This window comes from Shinella sp. GW821-FHT11G07 (genome assembly GCF_058808115.1).
On the sequence record NZ_JBXARJ010000009.1, the window covers coordinates 77,287 to 94,969 of the forward strand.

General features: G+C 63.0%; 17 protein-coding genes. 10 read left to right on the forward strand and 7 right to left on the reverse strand.

From position 1 onward, the window contains the following. The first annotated feature begins 87 nt into the window (after positions 1-87). Positions 88-2,376, forward strand: coding sequence for an NADP-dependent malic enzyme (locus AC1RT2_RS18350; protein ID WP_493104145.1), 2,289 nt, complete (start codon positions 88-90; stop codon positions 2,374-2,376). A 34-nt stretch (positions 2,377-2,410) separates the two neighbouring features. On the opposite strand, the gene AC1RT2_RS18355 is transcribed toward AC1RT2_RS18350, so the two are convergent. From AC1RT2_RS18355 to AC1RT2_RS18365, 3 genes are all read right to left on the reverse strand, one after another. After that, entirely contained in the window at positions 2,411-3,853 is a 1,443-nt protein-coding gene (locus AC1RT2_RS18355) for a TRAP transporter large permease (protein ID WP_493104146.1), read from the reverse strand. Continuing rightward, the gene (locus AC1RT2_RS18360; protein ID WP_493104148.1) at positions 3,850-4,356 is read right to left on the reverse strand and encodes a TRAP transporter small permease; all 507 of its coding nucleotides are present in this window, start codon (positions 4,354-4,356) and stop codon (positions 3,850-3,852) included. The genes AC1RT2_RS18355 and AC1RT2_RS18360 overlap by 4 nt, the downstream gene beginning before the upstream one ends. A 66-nt stretch (positions 4,357-4,422) precedes the next feature. Further along, positions 4,423-5,478, reverse strand: coding sequence for a TRAP transporter substrate-binding protein (locus AC1RT2_RS18365; protein ID WP_493104149.1), 1,056 nt, complete (start codon positions 5,476-5,478; stop codon positions 4,423-4,425). Positions 5,479-5,835: 357 nt separating this feature from the next. Here AC1RT2_RS18365 and AC1RT2_RS18370 point away from each other — a divergent pair, with 357 nt between their 5' ends. Then, complete coding sequence (locus AC1RT2_RS18370; protein ID WP_493104150.1) at positions 5,836-6,939, forward strand: NADH:flavin oxidoreductase/NADH oxidase; 1,104 nt, start codon at positions 5,836-5,838, stop codon at positions 6,937-6,939. A 347-nt stretch (positions 6,940-7,286) separates the two neighbouring features. Further along, the gene (locus tag AC1RT2_RS18375; protein WP_493104152.1) at positions 7,287-7,577 is read left to right on the forward strand and encodes a GNAT family N-acetyltransferase; all 291 of its coding nucleotides are present in this window, start codon (positions 7,287-7,289) and stop codon (positions 7,575-7,577) included. 23 nt (positions 7,578-7,600) lie between these two features. Here AC1RT2_RS18375 and AC1RT2_RS18380 read toward each other — a convergent pair whose 3' ends face one another. Further along, positions 7,601-7,996, reverse strand: coding sequence for a DoxX family protein (locus tag AC1RT2_RS18380; RefSeq protein ID WP_493104563.1), 396 nt, complete (start codon positions 7,994-7,996; stop codon positions 7,601-7,603). A 110-nt stretch (positions 7,997-8,106) separates the two neighbouring features. Continuing rightward, positions 8,107-8,796: a hydrolase gene (locus tag AC1RT2_RS18385; RefSeq protein ID WP_069063468.1), complete on the reverse strand. Its 690-nt coding sequence runs from the start codon at positions 8,794-8,796 to the stop codon at positions 8,107-8,109. Between the two features lie 167 nt (positions 8,797-8,963). Between AC1RT2_RS18385 and AC1RT2_RS18390 the strand changes: the two genes are divergently transcribed. Beyond that, a complete protein-coding gene (locus AC1RT2_RS18390; protein ID WP_493104153.1) occupies positions 8,964-9,863 on the forward strand; it encodes a LysR family transcriptional regulator in 900 nt (299 codons plus the stop codon). A 17-nt stretch (positions 9,864-9,880) separates the two neighbouring features. Here the strand turns inward: AC1RT2_RS18390 and AC1RT2_RS18395 are convergent, their stop codons facing one another. Beyond that, positions 9,881-10,912, reverse strand: a complete 1,032-nt coding sequence (locus AC1RT2_RS18395) for a LacI family DNA-binding transcriptional regulator (protein WP_493104155.1) — start codon at positions 10,910-10,912, stop codon at positions 9,881-9,883. Between the two features lie 302 nt (positions 10,913-11,214). On the opposite strand from AC1RT2_RS18395, the gene AC1RT2_RS18400 reads away from it, so the two are divergent. The 6 genes from AC1RT2_RS18400 (at position 11,215) to AC1RT2_RS18425 (ending at position 16,593) form a co-directional block, all read left to right on the forward strand. Continuing rightward, the gene (locus tag AC1RT2_RS18400) at positions 11,215-12,492 is read left to right on the forward strand and encodes an amino acid ABC transporter substrate-binding protein (protein ID WP_493104157.1); all 1,278 of its coding nucleotides are present in this window, start codon (positions 11,215-11,217) and stop codon (positions 12,490-12,492) included. A 139-nt stretch (positions 12,493-12,631) separates the two neighbouring features. Beyond that, on the forward strand, positions 12,632-13,378 hold the full coding sequence (locus AC1RT2_RS18405; protein ID WP_493104159.1) for an ABC transporter ATP-binding protein: 747 nt from the start codon (positions 12,632-12,634) through the stop codon (positions 13,376-13,378). Continuing rightward, the gene (locus AC1RT2_RS18410; protein WP_493104160.1) at positions 13,378-14,106 is read left to right on the forward strand and encodes an ABC transporter ATP-binding protein; all 729 of its coding nucleotides are present in this window, start codon (positions 13,378-13,380) and stop codon (positions 14,104-14,106) included. Before AC1RT2_RS18405 ends, AC1RT2_RS18410 begins: the two co-directional genes overlap by 1 nt. A 10-nt stretch (positions 14,107-14,116) precedes the next feature. After that, positions 14,117-14,995: a branched-chain amino acid ABC transporter permease gene (locus AC1RT2_RS18415; RefSeq protein WP_493104161.1), complete on the forward strand. Its 879-nt coding sequence runs from the start codon at positions 14,117-14,119 to the stop codon at positions 14,993-14,995. Further along, on the forward strand, positions 14,992-16,038 hold the full coding sequence (locus tag AC1RT2_RS18420; RefSeq protein ID WP_493104163.1) for a branched-chain amino acid ABC transporter permease: 1,047 nt from the start codon (positions 14,992-14,994) through the stop codon (positions 16,036-16,038). The genes AC1RT2_RS18415 and AC1RT2_RS18420 overlap by 4 nt, the downstream gene beginning before the upstream one ends. Positions 16,039-16,197: 159 nt before the next feature. Next, positions 16,198-16,593 carry a zinc-binding dehydrogenase gene (locus tag AC1RT2_RS18425; RefSeq protein WP_493104565.1) on the forward strand — a complete coding sequence of 132 codons (396 nt, stop codon included), beginning with the start codon at positions 16,198-16,200 and terminating at the stop codon, positions 16,591-16,593. Between the two features lie 182 nt (positions 16,594-16,775). On the opposite strand, the gene AC1RT2_RS18430 is transcribed toward AC1RT2_RS18425, so the two are convergent. Next, on the reverse strand, positions 16,776-17,675 hold the full coding sequence (locus tag AC1RT2_RS18430) for an intradiol ring-cleavage dioxygenase (protein ID WP_493104567.1): 900 nt from the start codon (positions 17,673-17,675) through the stop codon (positions 16,776-16,778). Between the last annotated feature and the right edge of the window lie 8 nt (positions 17,676-17,683).

The window sequence follows — 17,683 nt, forward strand, 5'->3', positions numbered from 1 at the left end:
GATCCGGGCCCGAAATTGCCGATGCGCCGCTGCGGCCGTCGCCGCGGCTCTCCAGCGTCTTGCCCAAATGGCAAAGGGAGCGAACTGATGTCGTTGAAAAAGACCCACTCCGCAGGCCCATCGGTGACCGCCGCAGAAGCGCTTGAGTTTCATGCCATGGGGCGCCCTGGCAAGATCGAGATTACACCAACCAAGCCCATGGCGACCCAGCGGGACCTTTCGCTGGCCTATTCGCCCGGCGTTGCCGAGCCCGTGAAGGCCATCGCGGAAGACCCGTCAAAGGCTTTCGACTACACCACGCGCGGCAATATGGTGGCCGTCATCTCTAACGGCACAGCCATTCTCGGCCTCGGCAACCTCGGGGCGCTGGCGTCCAAGCCCGTGATGGAGGGCAAGGCGGTCCTGTTCAAGCGGTTTGCCGACATCGACTCGATCGACCTTGAGGTTGATACGCAGGATCCCGACGAGTTCATCAACTGCGTGCGTTTCCTCGGTCCTTCCTTCGGCGGCATCAATCTTGAGGACATCAAGGCACCGGAATGTTTCATCATCGAGCAGCGCCTGCGCGAGGTGATGGACATCCCGGTCTTCCATGACGACCAGCATGGCACCGCCATCATCGCCGCCGCCGGGCTGATCAATGCGCTGCATATCACCGGCCGCGACATGAAGACGACGCGCCTCGTCTGCAACGGCGCAGGCTCGGCGGCGATCGCCTGTATCGAACTCATCAAGTCGCTCGGCTTTGCGCCGGAAAACGTCATCCTGTGCGACACCAAGGGCGTCGTGCATCAGGGCCGCACCGAGGGTATGAACCAGTGGAAGTCGGCCCATGCGGTGAGGACGGACAAGCGCACGCTGGCCGAGGCGATCGACGGCGCCGACGTGTTCTTCGGCCTTTCGGCCAAGGGTGCGCTGACGCCGGCCATGGTGCAGTCGATGGCGAAAAACCCGATCATCTTCGCCATGGCGAACCCGGATCCCGAGATCACGCCGGAGGAAGTCGCCGAAATCCGCACCGACGCCATCATGGCCACGGGCCGTTCGGACTATCCGAACCAGGTCAACAATGTGCTGGGTTTCCCCTACGTCTTCCGCGGCGCGCTGGATGTCCGGGCGACGACCATCAACGAGGCGATGAAAGTGGCGGCCGCGCAGGCGCTGGCCGAGCTTGCCCGCAAGGACGTGCCCGACGAGGTCGCCGCCGCCTACCAGGGCAACCGGCCGAAATTCGGCCCCAGCTACATCATTCCAGTGCCGTTCGACCCGCGCCTCATTTCGGAAATTCCGGTCGCGGTCGCGAAGGCGGCGATGGCGACCGGCGTCGCGCGTCGCGACATCGACGACCTGCAAAAATATGCCCAGGAATTGTCCGCCCGCCGCGACCCGATCGCTTCGACCCTTCAACGCATCTACGACCGCGTGCGGCTCCAGCCAAAGCGCGTCGTCTTTGCGGAAGGCGAGGAGGAGCAGGTCATCCGTGCGGCTGTCGCCTTCGTCAATCAGGAACTCGGAACGGCGATCCTCGTCGGCCGGGAGGATCGCATCCGGGAGGCGGCGCTGAATGCCGGTCTCGATATTGCCAATAGCGGCATCGAGATCACCAATGCGCGGCTTTCGCCGCGGAGCAGCGCCTATGCCCAGCACCTCTACGCGCGACTGCAGCGCAAGGGCCTTCTGCTTCGTGATTGCCAGCGCCTCATCAACAATGACCGCAACCATTTTGCCGCCAGCATGCTGGCGCTCGCCGACGCCGACGCCATGGTCACCGGCGTGACACGCCACTATTCAGCGGCGCTGGAGGATATCGGGCGGGTGATCGATCCGCGCCCGGGCCAGCGCGTCATCGGCCTGTCGATCGCGCTCAGCCGTGGGCGCAACGTCATCGTGGCCGACACCGCCGTGCATGACCTGCCCAATGCCGAGCAGCTGGCGGATATCGCGGAGGGGGCTGCCGGTTTCGCGCGGCGCATGGGCTACGAGCCGCGTGTCGCGCTGCTCGCCAACGCGACCTTCGGCCAGCCGCAGAGCGAGCGGTCCGAGCGCGTGCAGGAGGCCGTCCGGATCCTCGACAAGCGCAAGGTGGATTTCGAATACGATGGCGAGATGGCGGCCGACGTCGCGCTCAACCATCAGCTGATGCAGCAGCAATATCCGTTCTGCCGGCTGTCGGGTCCGGCCAATGTGCTGGTCATGCCGGCGCTGCACTCCGCTTCGATTTCGACAAAAGTCCTGCAGGAACTCGGCGGCTCGACCGTCATCGGCCCGCTACTGGTCGGTCTCGACAGGTCGGTGCAGATCGTGCCGCTCAACGCCAAGGATTCCGACATCGTCAACATGGCGGCAATCGCGGCCTTTGGAACCGATAGTGCCTGACTAGGTTCAGCACCGTGGCCGCAGCCGCTCGTCGTCAATTCAGCAGACGCACCAGCCACAGCGAGATCGTTGGGAAGATGATGAGCGCTGAAAGACGGAGGAAGTCCGCGATGACGAAGGGAAGCACGCCGCGATAGGTTTGCACGATCGGGACATCGCGGGCGATCTTGCTGATGATGAAGACATTGAGGCCGATCGGCGGCGCGGTAAGGCCTATGCCGACGACGACAAGCACCAGCATGCCGAACCAGATCGCGACATCTTCGGGCGGCATGCCGAAATCGAGCGTGAGAACGACCGGTATGAAGACCGGCAGGGTCAGCAGGATCATGGCCAGTTCGTCCATCACCGCGCCAAGGACGATATAGGCCAGCATCATGCCGCAGATGACGGCATAGGGTGGCAGGGATGAATCGCCGATCATCGAGGCGAGCGTCATCGGCATCTGGGTCAGCGCGAGGAAGGCGCCGAACACTTCCGCGCCAAGCAGGATAAGGAAAATCATGCCGGTCGTTTCCGCCGTCTGAAGGAAGCTCTGCTTGATATCCTCCAAATTGAGGGTTCTCTGGACGATGCCGACCACCAGCATGATGGCCGCCCCGACGGCCGCCCCTTCGGTCGGCGTAAACACCTGGCCGTAGATGCCGCCAACGACGACGAATGCGATGCCCGCCGCCGGGATGACGGCGAAATTGGCGAACATCATGAGCAGGCCGAGGATCGTCAGCAGCACGGCGCCGGTCACGCCGAAGTAGCCCATGAACCAGGTGCCTGCTGCGAGAAGAACAAGGACTACTCCCACGGGGCGTGCCCAGGCCGGGCGCGGGGCCGCGGCCGGCGGTGCATAGCTTATCGGGGGTGCCAGTTCAGGATTGCGGCGAACGACGATGGCGATCACGATGATGTAGAACGCCGCCGCCATGAGCCCGGGGATCAGGGCCGCCTGGAAAAGCTTGGCGATGTTCTGCTCGGCGGTAATGGCGTAGATGACGAGGATGACGGATGGCGGAATGAGAATGCCCAGCGTGCCGCCGGCGGCGATGGTGCCCGTCCCGAGGCCCGGATCGACCTTCGCCCGGCGCAGTTCCGGCAGCGCCGCCCTTCCGAAGGTGGCGGTGGTGGCGACCGAGGAGCCGCAGATCGCGCCAAAACCGGCGCAGGCGACGATGACCGCCATCGGCATGCCTCCCCTCAACCGGCTAAGGCTGTGTTCGGCCGCGCGTAGCAGCGTTGCCGCGATCCCGGAGCGTTCCGCCAACGCGCCCATCAGGACGAACAGCGGAATGACCGACAGCGTGTAGCTGGCGAATTGGCTGTAGGCGTTGGTTTGCAGATAGTAGACCAGGGCATGGGGGCTGGACAGCCATGCATAGCCGCCGGCGCCGACCACGAGCATGGCAAGTGCGATGGGCATGCGCGCCGCGATAAGCAGCAGCATGGCGCCGAATCCGAGCAACGCGATGGAAAAGCCGCTCACTTGCCGCCTCCGAGTTTGAGAAAAGCGACCGCGAGCGTGATCAGACAGGCGAACGCGGCGAGAATGGAACAGGCGAAATAGACAGGCCAGATCGGCCAGGCGATCTGGACCAGCGTTTCGCCATAGGCGCGCGCGTTCAATGCTCCAGCCAGCAGCCCCCAGGAGAAGAAGCCGAGGAACCCGGCCAGAACGAGATCCCAGAGCCCGTCGATGGCGGCGTTCATGCGGGACGGCAGTTTGAGCGTGAACGTGTCGACGGCGATGTGGCCGCTCTTGGCGGCCGTGTAGGCCAGAAAGGCGAACACGGCGACAGCGACACTCACCTCGACCAGTTCGTAGTCGCCCGTGATCGGTTTGTTGAACAGCCGGCGTCCCGCGACGCTGATCGTCACCAGCAAGGCTGCAAAGCAGATCAGAATACCACCGATCATGGCCAGCAGGCCGGCCAGGCGCTCGACCTGGCCCGCTCGGCGATCCCGGCGAGGTTGCTCAACCTTTTCCATGAAAGGCTCCGTAACGATCGTGAAGAAATCGCCGGAACGGTCAAAGGCACCGTTCCGGCAGTCCGGTCAGGCCTTGGCGTATTTCTGGATTGCATCCTGCGCGGCCTTGACGAGGGCTTCGCCGTCGAGACCTTTCGCCTTCATATCGGCAACCCACTTGTCGCGAACCGGAGCGGTGGCTTCGATCCAGCGTGCCTTTTCCGCCTCGCCGATCGTCGTGACCGTGTTGTTGCTACTGGCCTCGACCTTGGCGCGAACCTCCGCACCGACCCGGTCCCACATGTCGCCGGCGGCCTTTGCGAAGGCAAGGCCGCTGTTGCGATCGAGGATCTCGCGTAGCTCTGGGGCGAGGCCCTCATATCTCGCCTTGTTCATCGCGAGGAAGAAAGTCGTGGTATAGAGCGTCGGCGTACCCGGTATTTCCAGGTGATACGAGGTCAGTTCGTCGATCTTCAGCGAGGGCACCACCTCCCAAGGCACGACGCAGCCATCGATCGCGCGCTGCGCCAGCGCCTCCGGAATTTGCGGGGTCGGCATGCCGACCGATGTTGCACCAAGCGCCGCAAGTGCTTCCCCGGCCAGGCGGGTCGGGTTGCGCAGCTTCAAGCCCGAAAGGTCTTCCTTCGTCTTGATTTCCGTGTTGGTGTGGATCAGGCCGTGATCATGCGCCCAGAAGCAGAGTATTTTTGTATCGGCCGTGTCTTGAGCGACATGGGCCTGGGCATAGTCTTCGCAGGCCGGGGCGTTCACTGCCGCCTTCTGCGCGGCGATGAACGGCAATTCGAAGACTTCCGTCGAGGGGAAGCGCCCGGGCGTATTGCCCGGCAAGGTCCAGACGATATCGACAACGCCGTTGGCCGCCTGGTCATAGAGCTGGGGCGGCTTTCCCCCGAGCTGCATGGCCGGGAAAATTTCGACCTTGAGCTTGCCGCCGCTCTGATCGTCCAGCGCCTTCGCCCAGGGCGTCAACAGGTGTTGATGAACATTGGCGGCTGGCGGCAGGAAGTGGTGTAGCCGCAACGTGACCGCCTCCTGAGCACGCGTGATAGTGGACTTCAGGATAACCGGAGCGGCAAGCGCGGTTCCAGCGGTCGCCATGAATTTTCGCCTGGTGAATTCCATTCTCTCCTCCTTGGATATGACATCACCGCCTACTCCTCCTCGAGTAAGGCAGCGCCCCGATTGGCATGCCTGAACTGGTCTCAGCATCTCCACATATTTAACATGATAAGTAAATTATACAGTTTCACACGATAATCAATAGAACGTGATCGGGGCGACCTGCATTTCCACGCGCAGGCCCGTGGCAGAGTGTCATCTTTCTGGCAGTGGCTTGGAAGACTTGGCGATACGCGGTGCCGAGCGGGAACATTTCCGCTCCCGTTCGGCGCCGGGACATTGTAGCCTCGTCGACAACGGCGAAACCATCGATAGGGCCGCCCCGCCGGACCCTGCCTTCCCTTTGTGTGGAGAATGATCATGAGCGAAACCAGGCTTTTCTCGCCCTTCGACATGGGCAAACTGGCGCTGCGAAACCGCATCGTCATCGCCCCAATGTGCCAGTATTCGGCCATTGACGGCGAGATGACCGACTGGCATCTCATCCATCTCGGTAATCTGGCGCTCTCGGGCGCGGCCATCCTCACCATCGAAGCGACGGCGGTCTCACCCGAGGGGCGCATTTCCTATGGCGATGTCGGACTCTATTCGGATGCCTGCGAGCGGGCGATGGGCGGGGTACTGGACGGGGTCCGCCGCTGGTCGGACATGCCGATCGCCATCCAGCTCGGTCATGCCGGGCGAAAGGCGTCGAGCGAGGTGCCTTGGAAGGGCGGGCGGCAGATTGCTCCCGCCGGCGATGGCGGCTGGAAGACGGTCGCGCCGAGTGCAGTGCCTTTCCATGACGACTACGACCATCCGGCCGCGCTCGACCGCGCCGGGCTCGCGCGGATACGTTCGGCCTTCGCCGACGCCGCCCGCCGCGCCGCTGCGCTCGGCCTGGATGCGGTTCAGATCCATGGCGCCCACGGCTATCTGCTGCACCAGTTCCTGTCGCCCCTCTCCAACCATCGCACCGACGACTACGGCGGATCGCTGGAAAACCGCATGCGCTTCCCCCTTGAGGTCTTCGAGGCCGTGCGCGAAGCCTTCCCGGCGGAGCGGCCGGTAACGATGCGGGTTTCGGCGACCGACTGGGCGGAAAGCGGCTGGAATGCCGAACAGACCATCGCCTTCTGCAAGGAACTGGAGGCACGCGGCTGCTCGGCCATCCATGTTTCGACGGGCGGGCTGGCGCATCACCAGCAGATCACCATCGGTCCGAGCTACCAGGTGCCCTTCGCCCGCGCCGTCAAGGCCAATGTGAATATCCCGGTTATCGCCGTCGGCCTGATCACGGAGTTCGAGCAGGCGGAAGCCATCCTTACGGTGGGAGACGCCGATCTCGTCGCGATTGCCCGCGCCATTCTCTACGATCCCCGCTGGCCGTGGCATGCGGCTGCGCATTTCGGCGAAAGGGTGTGGGCGCCCAACCAGTATTTGCGATCGCAGCCCCGCCAGCTCCGGCACCTCTTCGACCGCTGAAGTATTTCCTGCAACCGCGCGCCAAAAAGAAAGGCCGTCTCCGGCGGCAGGAGACGGCCTTGGCGGACCGGGCGGTCCGCGGCTTCGGGGGAGGGGATCCCTGAAGCCGGTAGCCGGAGGATGCTAACCGCCTCGCGGGAAGCGACGCGATGAATGAAAGGTAGGCCTCTCTCGTGCTGAGCGTAACTACACTTAGGTATCGACCCGCCTCGACCACCAGCCATTTCTTCCGCGTTGTCCTGGAGTGGCGGGTCAAAGGCGCCTTTCAGGCGCGGGGTGCCCCCACACGATCCATCAGTTCCTACAGCGGGCCGCTTGAAGCGCGGCGGAGAAGAAGGAAGCACACAGTGAACCAGCCGGAGAACAATGCCGTCGTCGAGCGACCAGTCCAGCACCGTTTCGAGCTGGCGGTCGATGGCGGCACCGCCACCGTCTATTACCGCCTGGAGGATGGACGCCTGGTGCTGACCCACACCGAGGTCCCGCAGGAACTGTCAGGCCGGGGCGTCGGCTCGCGGCTGGTGACGGGGGTCTTCGATCTCGTCAGGGCCAGTCACCGGAAAGTCGTGATCCGTTGCCCCTTCGTGGCCGCCTGGTATGCGCGCCACCTGGATTACGGCGACATCGTAGATGGATGACCGGTGTGCAATGGGCTTCCACGTCAAGCCCTGCTTTTGACGCGCACGGCGTCGAGGCTGAGCGGACCACCGCCGGCCGCCGCAAGATAGAGAAACACGAAACAGAACAGAATCGCCGCCGTGCCGCCGTTCTGGGCCGGATAGAAGCCTTGCGGCGCATGGCGCAGGAAATAGGCAAAGGCCATGAGGCCGGAGAGAATGAAGGCCGAAAGGCGGATCTTGAAGCCGACCAGCAGGGAAAAGCCGAGAACGAGTTCGAGGAGCCCGGCAATCCAGGGCAGGGAACCGGGCGGCGGCCCGCCATCGTCTGCCGGAAAGCCGATGATTTTCTGTGTGCCGTAGCTGAAGAGCACGAGGGCGGACACCATCCTCATGAGGCTGAGCAAATAGGGCGCGAACTGTTTGATCGAAAAAAGCATCATCGTTTCTCCTGCAACGGGTTCGGAGCGATCGGGAAGACGGGATCGCTGCTGGGCAAAAGGCGGCAGGCCCCTTGCGGGGCCGGCCTGTTGTCTGAAACGGGGAGGGATCACTTTGCCGGGTTGGGACCGATGCGCTTGCCGTGATGGACGCGTTCCTCGCCCTTGTGGACCATGGTCACGGCGTAGTCGATGCCCATGCCGTAGGCGCCGGAATGCTCCTTCACGATCGCGGTGACGGCATCGTAGGTTTCCTTGCGGGCCCAGTCGCGCTGCCATTCCAGCAGGACCTGCTGCCAGGTCACCGGCACGACACCGGCCTGCACCATGCGGTCCATGGCGTAGTTGTGTGCATCGAGAGAGGTGCCGCCGGACGCATCGGCCACCATGTAGATTTCATAGTCGGTGTCATGCATGGCCGAGAGCGCAAAGGTGGTGTTGCAGACCTCCGTCCAGAGACCGGAGACGACGATCTTCTTGCGGCCGTTGGCGGCATTCTTTGCCAGCGCGTCGCGCACGTTCTGGTCATCCCAGGAGTTCATCGAGGTGCGTTCGAGGATGTCGTTTTCCGGGAAGACGGCGAGCAGTTCGGGATAGGTGTGGCCGGAGAAGGAGCCGGTCTCGACGGTGGTGATCGTCGTCGGGATGTCGAAGACCTTGGCGGCCTTGGCGAGACCGACGACATTGTTCTTCAGCACCTGGCGGTCGATCGATTGGACGCCGAAGGCCATCTGCGGCTGCTGGTCGATGAAGATGAGCTGGCTGTTCTGCGGGGTCAGGACTTCGAGTTTGCCGGACATGGTGTGTTCCTCTCTCTTTGGTTGGGTGGGAAGAAGGGCTTTTGCCGTTGTCTTCACCGGTTTCTGCGGGTGCCTGTGTTTCGATGGAGATAGGTGTAGCGCGGTTGATTGCGTCGCTGAATTGCAATAATAATGTTGATTGAATTGCGATTAAGGAAATAATCGAGATGAACGATTACAAGGCCCTGCGCATCTTCCTGCTCGCCGCAGAGAAACGAAACTTTGCCCAGGTGGCGCGGGAACTGAACATGGCGCCGGCCGCCATCACGCGGGCGATTGCCGCGCTGGAAGACGAACTCGGCGTCCAGCTCTTCGTGCGCACGACGCGGCAGGTGTCGCTGACGACGGACGGCGCGGTCTTCGCCGCGCAGATCCAGCCGGCCATCCAGGCGATCGATACGGCGCGCAAGGATGTGATGGACGCGCACAAGGTGGACCAGGGGCGGCTGCGCATCAGCGCGCCGACCTGGTTCGGCAAGGCGGTGCTGCCGCCGATCCTGTCGGGGTTTCGAAAGCTCTATCCGAAGATCAATTTTGAAATCTCGCTGGCCGACGGCTTCGTCAACATTCTCGATCAGGATTTCGACCTCGCCATCCGCATTTCCTCCACGCCCTCCGACAAGTTCACCATCTGGCGAAAGGTCTGCGTTATCCCTCGCGTGCTCGTCGCCGCACCCGAAAGCCGGTTTACGGCGATGGACCACCCCGGCGAGCTGACGCCGGACGAATGCCTCGCCTATAGCGGCGAGAGCCGGCGTGAAACGTGGGCACTCTCGGACGGCGGCGCGAGCGTCGAGATTTCCGCGGGCCGGGCCTTCAGCGCCAACAATGGTGACATGCTCGCCGATATGGCGGCGGAGGGCGTCGGCGTCGCGTTGCTGCCGCGCTTCCACGTTGCGGGCCACCTGAAGGCCGGCCGGCTGGTGCACGTCCTGCCGCGCTGGTCGCCGCCCGACCTGTGGCTCACCCTTTACTACCCGCCCTATCAGGCCCTGCCGCCTCGCATCGCCGCCTTCTCGAAATATTTCGAGCAGCACGTGCCGGCCTTCATGTCTGCATTACAGTAGATCGCCGAGAGCGGACCCTAGGACGGGGCAGGGGCCGTGCTGTCGCGGATGACGAGTTCGACGGGCATAATGGTCTCGACAGGGACATCCTTGGGATCGTCAGCGTTCAGCAGGCGCAGCAGCGTCTTGGCCGCGACCTGGCCGGCGCCGTACTGTTCTATGCGCACCGTCGTCAACCGCGGGCGGATGAGGTCGAGCATCGGCATGTCGTTGAAGCCGGTGACGGAAATCTCGCGGGGGCAGTCGATGCCGCGTGCGCGCAGTGCCTCGATCGCGCCCAGCGCCAGGCGGTCATTGGCGCAGAGCACGGCGGTGAACGGCACGCCACTGGCAAGCAGGGCCGCCATGCAGCGCGCACCGTCCTGCTCGTCGAACCGCGTGGCGGTGACGATGAGGTTTTCATCCACGCCAAGCGCCTGGTCTGCCGCAGCCGTGCGGAAGGCGGCAAGGCGGAGTTGGCCGGTCGAAAGATCCTGCGGGCCGGCGATATGGGCGATGGCCCGGTGGCCGAGGGCGCGCAGGTGGCGCAACATCTCGCAGATGCCGCCGTCCTCGTCGTTGATGACATAGGGAATGGAAGAATTCTCCACCCTTCGGTTCAGTGTGACGACCGGCAGGCCGTCCTCTGCGGCGCGGGCGATCGATGGGTCGCTGCGCAGAACGGCGGCATGGATGATGCCGTCGACGCCACGGTCGCGCAGCACGTCGAGCAGGCGCACTTCCCGTTCGCGCTCGCTGTCGGTGTTGACGATGATCGAGGCGTAGCCGAGCGGTTCGAGCACGCTCTCGATGCCGCGCAGGATCGGCGGAAAGATCAGGTTGGTAATGTCCGGGATCATCACGCCGACAGTCAGCGTGCGGTTGGTCCTGAGTCCGGCGGCGATGCGGTTCGGCCGGTAGCCGAGTTTTTCCGCGGCCGCCTGCACGCGTGCAGCGACCTCCTCGGTGATGGCCTTGCGCTCCACGGGGTCAAGGGCCCGGGAGACCGTCGATACATGCACGCCGGTCTCCCGGGCTATGTCCTTCAGGGTAATTCGTTTTTTCATCATGCCTCGTTCCTAGTCCGCGCGGGCATATTAACGCGAAGCGACGGCGAAGCAAACGATTGCGTGAATTGCTTGACACTTGATTTTTGTCATGCTAAGTGCTTATCGCAATCGATTGCATAGACGTCATTGACGTGGTTTGGGTGTCGACGGCAGGCGCAATCGGCTTCTTGCGACGGCCGGGCGAACGAGGAGCGCCAAAGGCCGTGTGACGATGGGCGGCGTTTTTACCGCCATTTCTTCGACCTGTTTATGCAATCGATTGCGCATCAAGCATTGTACGTCACCCTGGTGGAGGAGCATCAATGACATTGACGAAAACCCTGACGGCCGCCCTGGTATTCACGCTGGCGAGCACGGCGGCCTATGCCGAAACGATCCGTATCGGCGCCTCGCTGCCGATCACCGGTGGCCTGTCGGTTAGCGGCGAAAAACACAAGCGCGGCTATGAGCTATGTACGCAGCTCATCAATGCCGGTGGCGGCATTCTGGGCAAGCAGGTCGAGCTGATCGTCAGCGACAACCGTTCTGACCCCGCCACCGCCATCAACCAGTATGAGCGCTTCATCAATGTCGACAAGGTCGATGCGGTCTACGGCACGTTTTCCAGCCGCCTGACCTTCCCGGTCGCGGCAATTCTCTCGAAATACAACATGGTGCATGCGGTGCCTTCGGGCGGCGCGCTGCGCATCTACGAACAGGGCTATAAGAACCTGTTCTATTTCCAGGTGAGTGCCGCCGAATATGCCGGCAAGGACGTGACCGCGGTCATTCATGATCTCATTCCGGCCGGCGAGGGGCCGAAGAACGCGGCGATCGTTTCGGCCGACGACTTCTTCGCCAATGCCATCGCCACAGGCCTCACCGGTGAAAAGGTCATGGACCCCGCGACCGGCAAGGAGATCGCCGACCTCGCTCCAGGCTACCTCGCCAAGGAAGGCATCAACGTGGTGATGCAGGAGAAATGGCCGGAGGAGGGGTTCAACGACTGGCTGAACCTCGCCAACTCGATCAAGCGCTCCGGCGCGGAGATGGTCATCGGCCTGACGGCCTCGGCGGAAGAGGCCGTGCAACTCACCCGTAGCCTGAAGACCGTCGGCGCGACGCCGAAACTGGTCTATCTCAGCCAGGGCGCGCAGAGCGAATTCGTCGAGGGTGTCGGTGAATCCGCGGCCGATGGCGTGATGATCCACACCAACTGGCACAAGGATGCCCCCTTCGAAAGCACGCTCGCCGGTAAACCGTTTACCAACGGCGATTTCGTAAAGGCCTTCTCCGATACCTACGGCGTGGAGCCGGATGAGGACAGCGCCATTCCCTTCGCCGTCTGCCAGGGCATCGAACAGGCGATCGCCGGCGCCGGCACGACTGACAATGCCAAGATGGGCGAATGGCTGCACGCCCGCACCAAGGACGCGCCGGTACGCACGGTGCTCGGTCGCTTCACCTGGGATGCCCGGGGCCTTGCGCAGGACAAGTCGCATATCATGGTCCAGTGGCAGGACGGCGACCTGAAATTCGTCGCGCCCAAGGGCGAATTCGACGGCATCACGCCCTTCCACTACCCCAAGGCCGGGTTCTGACTCTGCGGTAAGCGCAGGCGGCAGCCCCCTCATCCGGCTGCCGCCGCCTTCTCCCCCGCGAGGAGAAGGGGAAAACGAGACGTATGGGCGGCAAGACGCCTTCGACATCCACAAGATCAACAAACCGGAGGCCGGGCCCATGCTCGAAGTCAGGAATCTCTGTAAGCATTATGGCGGCATCAAAGCCGTCGACGGGGCGACGTTTTCGGTCGAGCAGGGCTCGATCACTGCCCTGATCGGCCCGAACGGGGCCGGAAAGACCACCGCCTTCAACTGCATTAGCCGCACTGTGACGCCGACCTCCGGCGAAATCCGGCTGGACGGCAAGCGTATCGATGATCTCAGGCCTCACAAGGTCACGGCGCGCGGCCTCAGTCGCACCTTCCAGATCTCCCGCAACCTTGCCGATATGACGGTCATCGAGAACATCATCGTCCAGTCCCGCGTTGCCGGCTGGCGCGATCTCATGCGCCCCGCGATGAGCGCCGAGGAGAAGGACAAGGCGATATCCATCCTCGAGTTCCTCGGCATCACCCGCATCGCCTACGAGGACGGGCACAATCTTTCCTATGGCCAGAAGAAGCTGATGGACCTTGCAGCCCTCCTGATGTCCGACCCGAAGATCATCCTGCTCGACGAGCCCGCCGGCGGCGTCAACCCGACGCTTATGGAAGAAATCGTCGGCCATATCCGGGCGCTCAACGACAAGGGCCTGACCGTGCTGATCGTCGAGCACAACATGGACCTGATCATGCGTCTCTCGCACAAGGTCGTCGTGATGGCGCAGGGCCGCGTGATCTGCTCGGGCACGCCGAATGTCGTGCGCCGCGATCCACAGGTGCTCGAAGCCTATCTCGGCGGCGTTCTTGAAGCGGAGGCGGCGTGATGAGCGAGCTTCTTCAAGTCACCAACATCACCGCCGGCTACGGCGACGGTCCCGCCATTCTTGACGGCGCGCATCTGACGGTCGAGCCCGGCAAGGTCCATTGTATCATCGGCCCGAACGGCGCCGGCAAGTCGACGCTCCTCAAGGCGATCTGCGGCATGCTGAAGATCCGCAGGGGCGACGTCATCTTCAAGGGCAAGCGGCTCAATGGCCTGCGCCCCGACCAGATTCTGCGCGAAGGCATCTGTTTCGTGCCGCAGGAGCGGGCGCTCTTTCCCAAGATGACCGTGCGCGAAAACCTGCGCATGGGCGGCTTCATCCTTAACGACCAGAAGGAGCTGGAGCGGCGCATCGACGGCATTCTCGAACGCTTCCCGATCCTCAAGGAGCGCGCCAACCAGCATGCCGGCACCATGTCCGGCGGCCAGCAGCAGACGCTCGCCATGGCCCGCTCGCTGATCATCAAGCCGGCCATCGTCATGCTCGACGAGCCCTCGCTCGGCCTCGCGCCAAAAATCATCCAGGAGATGTTCGACATCATGAAGATGATGTCGGCGGAGGGTGTCACGGTGCTGCTCGTCGAGCAGAACGCGCTGATGGGGCTCAAAAACTCCGACTGGGGCGTGGTGCTCGATCTCGGTCGCACGCTGTTCGAAGGCCCTGCATCGGACGTGCTTTCCGACCCGCGTATCCAGGAACTCTATCTCGGCGGCAAGAAGGCCGCCTGAAGGAGCGACGATGGCAGATATTATTCAAGTTCTTATCCTCGGCCTCGCGCTCGGTGGCGTTATCGCCCTGATGGGCTCCGGCCTGGCGCTGGTCTTCGGCGTCATGCGGGTCGTCAATCTGGCGCATCCGTCCCTCATCATCGGTGGCGCCTATGTCGCCTATTGGGGCTTCAAGCTGACGGGGGCCGATCCGATCGTACTGCTGCCGATCGCCACCGTCATCATGGGCGTCGTCGGTATGCTGCTCTACAAGCTGCTCTTTGCCCGTGAGGCGCGCAGCGCGAAATATTCCGAAATGACGGTGCTGCTGACCTTTGCGCTCGCTATGATCGTCGAGGGCTTACTGGGCGCCCTGTTCAGCAATACCCAGCGCGTCACCTCGCCCGACTATGCGACCGACGCCTTCTTCCTCGGCGACGTCTTCATTCCGAAGGGCCAGCTCTATGCCGGGCTGATCTCCATTCTCCTGATCGGCGCGCTGGCGCTGTTCCTGAAGTATTCGCGGCTCGGCTACGCCATCCGCGCCACGGCGCAGAACCGCGAGGCGGCCGAACTGCTCGGCGTCAACGTCAACCTCATCGGCCTCATCGCCTTCGCCATCGGCATCGGCCTTGCGGGTGCCGCCGGCTCACTCGTCAGCTTCGTCTTCTCCTTTTTCCCGGCCAAACACTGGGAATGGATCGCCATGCTGATGTCCGTCGTCGTACTCGGCGGTATGGGCAGCATCCTCGGCACGGTCATCGCCGCTGTGCTGCTCTCGGTGATCGCCGCCTTCGTCGGCACCTGGGTGGGTGCCACCTGGTCGACGATGACCTTCTTCCTCGCCCTTTTCATCATTCTGCTGGTGCGGCCCCAGGGCCTGTTCGGCGAAAAACCGGAGTTGGCATGATGGTCGTGACCCTTCAGCAGTCCGATACAAGCGCCGTGCTCGAGGCAAGGCGTATCCACAACGAAAAACTGGCGCTTCGAGCCGACCAGCGGCGGGCGACCTGGTTCCCGCTGGTGTTGCTGGCACTGCTTTGCGCCGTGCCGCTCCTGCAGTTCACCGGCAACTACAATTACGTCCTGCACCTCATACTCTTCACCGCGTCCTATGTCGCGATGGCGTCGGGCTGGAACATTCTTGGCGGCTTCACCGGCTATGTCTCGCTCGGCCATGCGGTGTTCTTCGCCATTGGCGGCTATTTCTCCGGCATGATCCTCGCCCGTTACGGCATTTCGACGATCATTACCGCGCCGCTCGCCGGCCTTGTCGCCGCCGCCTTCGGCTATCTCATCGGGCGCATCACGCTCACGGTGCGCGGCCCGAGCTTCATTATCTCGTCGATCGCGCTTCTGATGATCGCCCGCATCCTGTTCGACAACTGGGAATTTGTCGGCGGCGCCAACGGCGTGACGTTGCCGGTCAACAGCCTGCCGGTCGAATGGGCGAAGTTGCCTTATTACTACGCCATGCTGGGTATCGCCGCCGTCTCCGTCTGGGCGAGCTACCGCATCAAGCATTCGAAATTCGGGCTGGGTCTGCGCGCCATTTCCAAGGATGAGATCAAGGCGGAAAGTGCGGGCATCGACACGCGTTTCTACAAGGTCATGGCCTTCGCGCTCTCGGCCTTCTTCGTCGGCATGGCCGGCGCCGTGTGGGGCGAATACCTCACCTATCTGCGCCCCAACATCTTCCTGGTCATCCTCGTCTCCGCCAATCTCGTTTTGATGTCGATCCTCGGCGGTAAGGGCACGGTCGCCGGCCCGGTCATCGGCGCAATCCTCATCGTCGCGCTCAACGAGATCTTTGTCGCCACCATGGGCGCCTCCGAACTCAACATCCTCGGCACGGGCCTGGTGATGGCGCTGGGCCTGGTATTCTTCCCGCTCGGCCTCGTAGGCACCCTGGCCCGCAGCGGCAAGCTGCCGCGCATCCTCAACTGGGACTGACTGCCAGCCTTTGCCGAGCCTTCCCACCTGAATTTCGTTCACTCATAGGAAACGAGACATGAATATCCAAGCCGATACCCAATTGGCAAAAGCACTCCGGGTCAGCGAGAAATCACCGGACCTCGACAATCTCAAGATCGAACTCGTCGATGTGGCACGCTGAACAGCGCCACAGACGATGTCGCCGCGATCATCGAGGAAAAGACCGGCGGGCATGGGGCGGACATCGTCTTCAACACCGTCGGCAGTCCTTATTTCGAGATCGCCAACAATGCCATGGCCAAGCGGGCGCGGCAGATCTTCATCTCGACCTTCGATCGCGCCGTGCCCTTCAACTTCTTCCGAGGGCGCCACAAATATATCGGCGTCGATACGCTGGCGCTGTCCTCGGGCGAGGGCACACGCATCTTCGACAAGCTGAAGACGAAGTTCGAGGAGGGCAAGTTGAGGCCGTTCCCGATCAGCCCGGCGACCGTCGATGGCCTTGCCGATGCAGCCAAGGCCTACGCCTTGGTGCTGCCCGGCACGGCAGATCGTGTGCTGCTGACACCTTGATGCAGGCGGCGGAGCATCACGACATGCGCTTCCGCCGGCCGCAGGGCAAAGAGGCGAGCGTGACCGAAACGATCTGGATCAGTCCGCCGCGTGGTCCGCCGAACTAGACAATCCATATCGTCGTCGCGGGTGCGGCGACGGTCGAAACGGTGCTCGCTGTCAGATTGTGCCTGGCCCTCTCGTCATCCTGCCTTCCCGGCCTCGCCTTTGCGGGCCAGTACAAAATCGTACTCCACCTCCCAGAACGGCCCGGCAAATTCATAACTCTTCGCCCGCGCCGCATCGTCGACGAGATGAAAATCGGCAAGCAGGCTCTGCTTCACGCCGAAGACCGCATCCGAATTGATATAGGGGTCGTGCGGATCGAAAATATGGGTGATCAGCGTCTCGAAGCCCACGGCCTTGAGGGTGTACTGTAGGTGCGCCGGGCGGTAGGGGTGGCGTCCCAGATGGTCGAGCATCTTTCCGACCGGGCCGTCATGCGGGATCGGGTAGAATTTTGGCTTGACGGCGCGGAACCAGTAGCGCCCGTCCGGCCCGGTGCGAAAGACGCCGCGCAGGTTGAATTCCGGCTGGATGCCGAGCTGCTGCACGTCGTAAAAGCCCTCGTCGTTAGCCTGCCAGACATCCAGCACCGCGCCTTCGATCGGCCGTCCCCCGGTGTCGAGGATGCGGCCGGAAATGACCATGTCCTCCCCCTTCTGGTCGAGGCAGATGTTCGCCCCCATCGGCAGCTCCGGCGCGTCCTGCACATGGAACGGCCCGAGCACCGTGCTTTCCGAGGCGCCGGAGGGTTTGCGGTTGTTGATGGCGTCGACCAGCATGGAGACGCCGAGTGTGTCGGAAAGCAGGATGAACTCCTGCCGCCACTCGTTGCACATCTGGCCAGTGCGGGTGAGGAAGAGGATGGCCTCCATCCACTCCTCCTGCGTCGGCTCGATCTCCTTCACCGCCTCGTGCAGCTTGCGTGTCACGACTTCCATGATCGCCTTCAGCCGCGCGTCCCTGGCATTCCGGTTGCGGCCGCTGACGACCTCGACGGAATTCTCCTCGGTGAAAAAACCCTTTTCGTGCTCTTCCATCATCGGCC

What these genes read in the sequence shown, in the direction of transcription:
- AC1RT2_RS18350 (WP_493104145.1), top strand. Translation starts at nt 88, where the DNA reads ATGTCGTTGAAAAAGACCCACTCCGCAGGCCCATCGGTGACCGCCGCA.
- AC1RT2_RS18360 (WP_493104148.1), bottom strand. Translation starts at nt 4,356, where the DNA reads ATGGAAAAGGTTGAGCAACCTCGCCGGGATCGCCGAGCGGGCCAGGTC.
- AC1RT2_RS18365 (WP_493104149.1), bottom strand. Translation starts at nt 5,478, where the DNA reads ATGGAATTCACCAGGCGAAAATTCATGGCGACCGCTGGAACCGCGCTT.
- AC1RT2_RS18370 (WP_493104150.1), top strand. Translation starts at nt 5,836, where the DNA reads ATGAGCGAAACCAGGCTTTTCTCGCCCTTCGACATGGGCAAACTGGCG.
- AC1RT2_RS18380 (WP_493104563.1), bottom strand. Translation starts at nt 7,996, where the DNA reads ATGCTTTTTTCGATCAAACAGTTCGCGCCCTATTTGCTCAGCCTCATG.
- AC1RT2_RS18385 (WP_069063468.1), bottom strand. Translation starts at nt 8,796, where the DNA reads ATGTCCGGCAAACTCGAAGTCCTGACCCCGCAGAACAGCCAGCTCATC.
- AC1RT2_RS18390 (WP_493104153.1), top strand. Translation starts at nt 8,964, where the DNA reads ATGAACGATTACAAGGCCCTGCGCATCTTCCTGCTCGCCGCAGAGAAA.
- AC1RT2_RS18395 (WP_493104155.1), bottom strand. Translation starts at nt 10,912, where the DNA reads ATGATGAAAAAACGAATTACCCTGAAGGACATAGCCCGGGAGACCGGC.
- AC1RT2_RS18400 (WP_493104157.1), top strand. Translation starts at nt 11,215, where the DNA reads ATGACATTGACGAAAACCCTGACGGCCGCCCTGGTATTCACGCTGGCG.
- AC1RT2_RS18405 (WP_493104159.1), top strand. Translation starts at nt 12,632, where the DNA reads ATGCTCGAAGTCAGGAATCTCTGTAAGCATTATGGCGGCATCAAAGCC.
- AC1RT2_RS18410 (WP_493104160.1), top strand. Translation starts at nt 13,378, where the DNA reads ATGAGCGAGCTTCTTCAAGTCACCAACATCACCGCCGGCTACGGCGAC.
- AC1RT2_RS18415 (WP_493104161.1), top strand. Translation starts at nt 14,117, where the DNA reads ATGGCAGATATTATTCAAGTTCTTATCCTCGGCCTCGCGCTCGGTGGC.
- AC1RT2_RS18420 (WP_493104163.1), top strand. Translation starts at nt 14,992, where the DNA reads ATGATGGTCGTGACCCTTCAGCAGTCCGATACAAGCGCCGTGCTCGAG.
- AC1RT2_RS18430 (WP_493104567.1), bottom strand. Translation starts at nt 17,675, where the DNA reads ATGGAAGAGCACGAAAAGGGTTTTTTCACCGAGGAGAATTCCGTCGAG.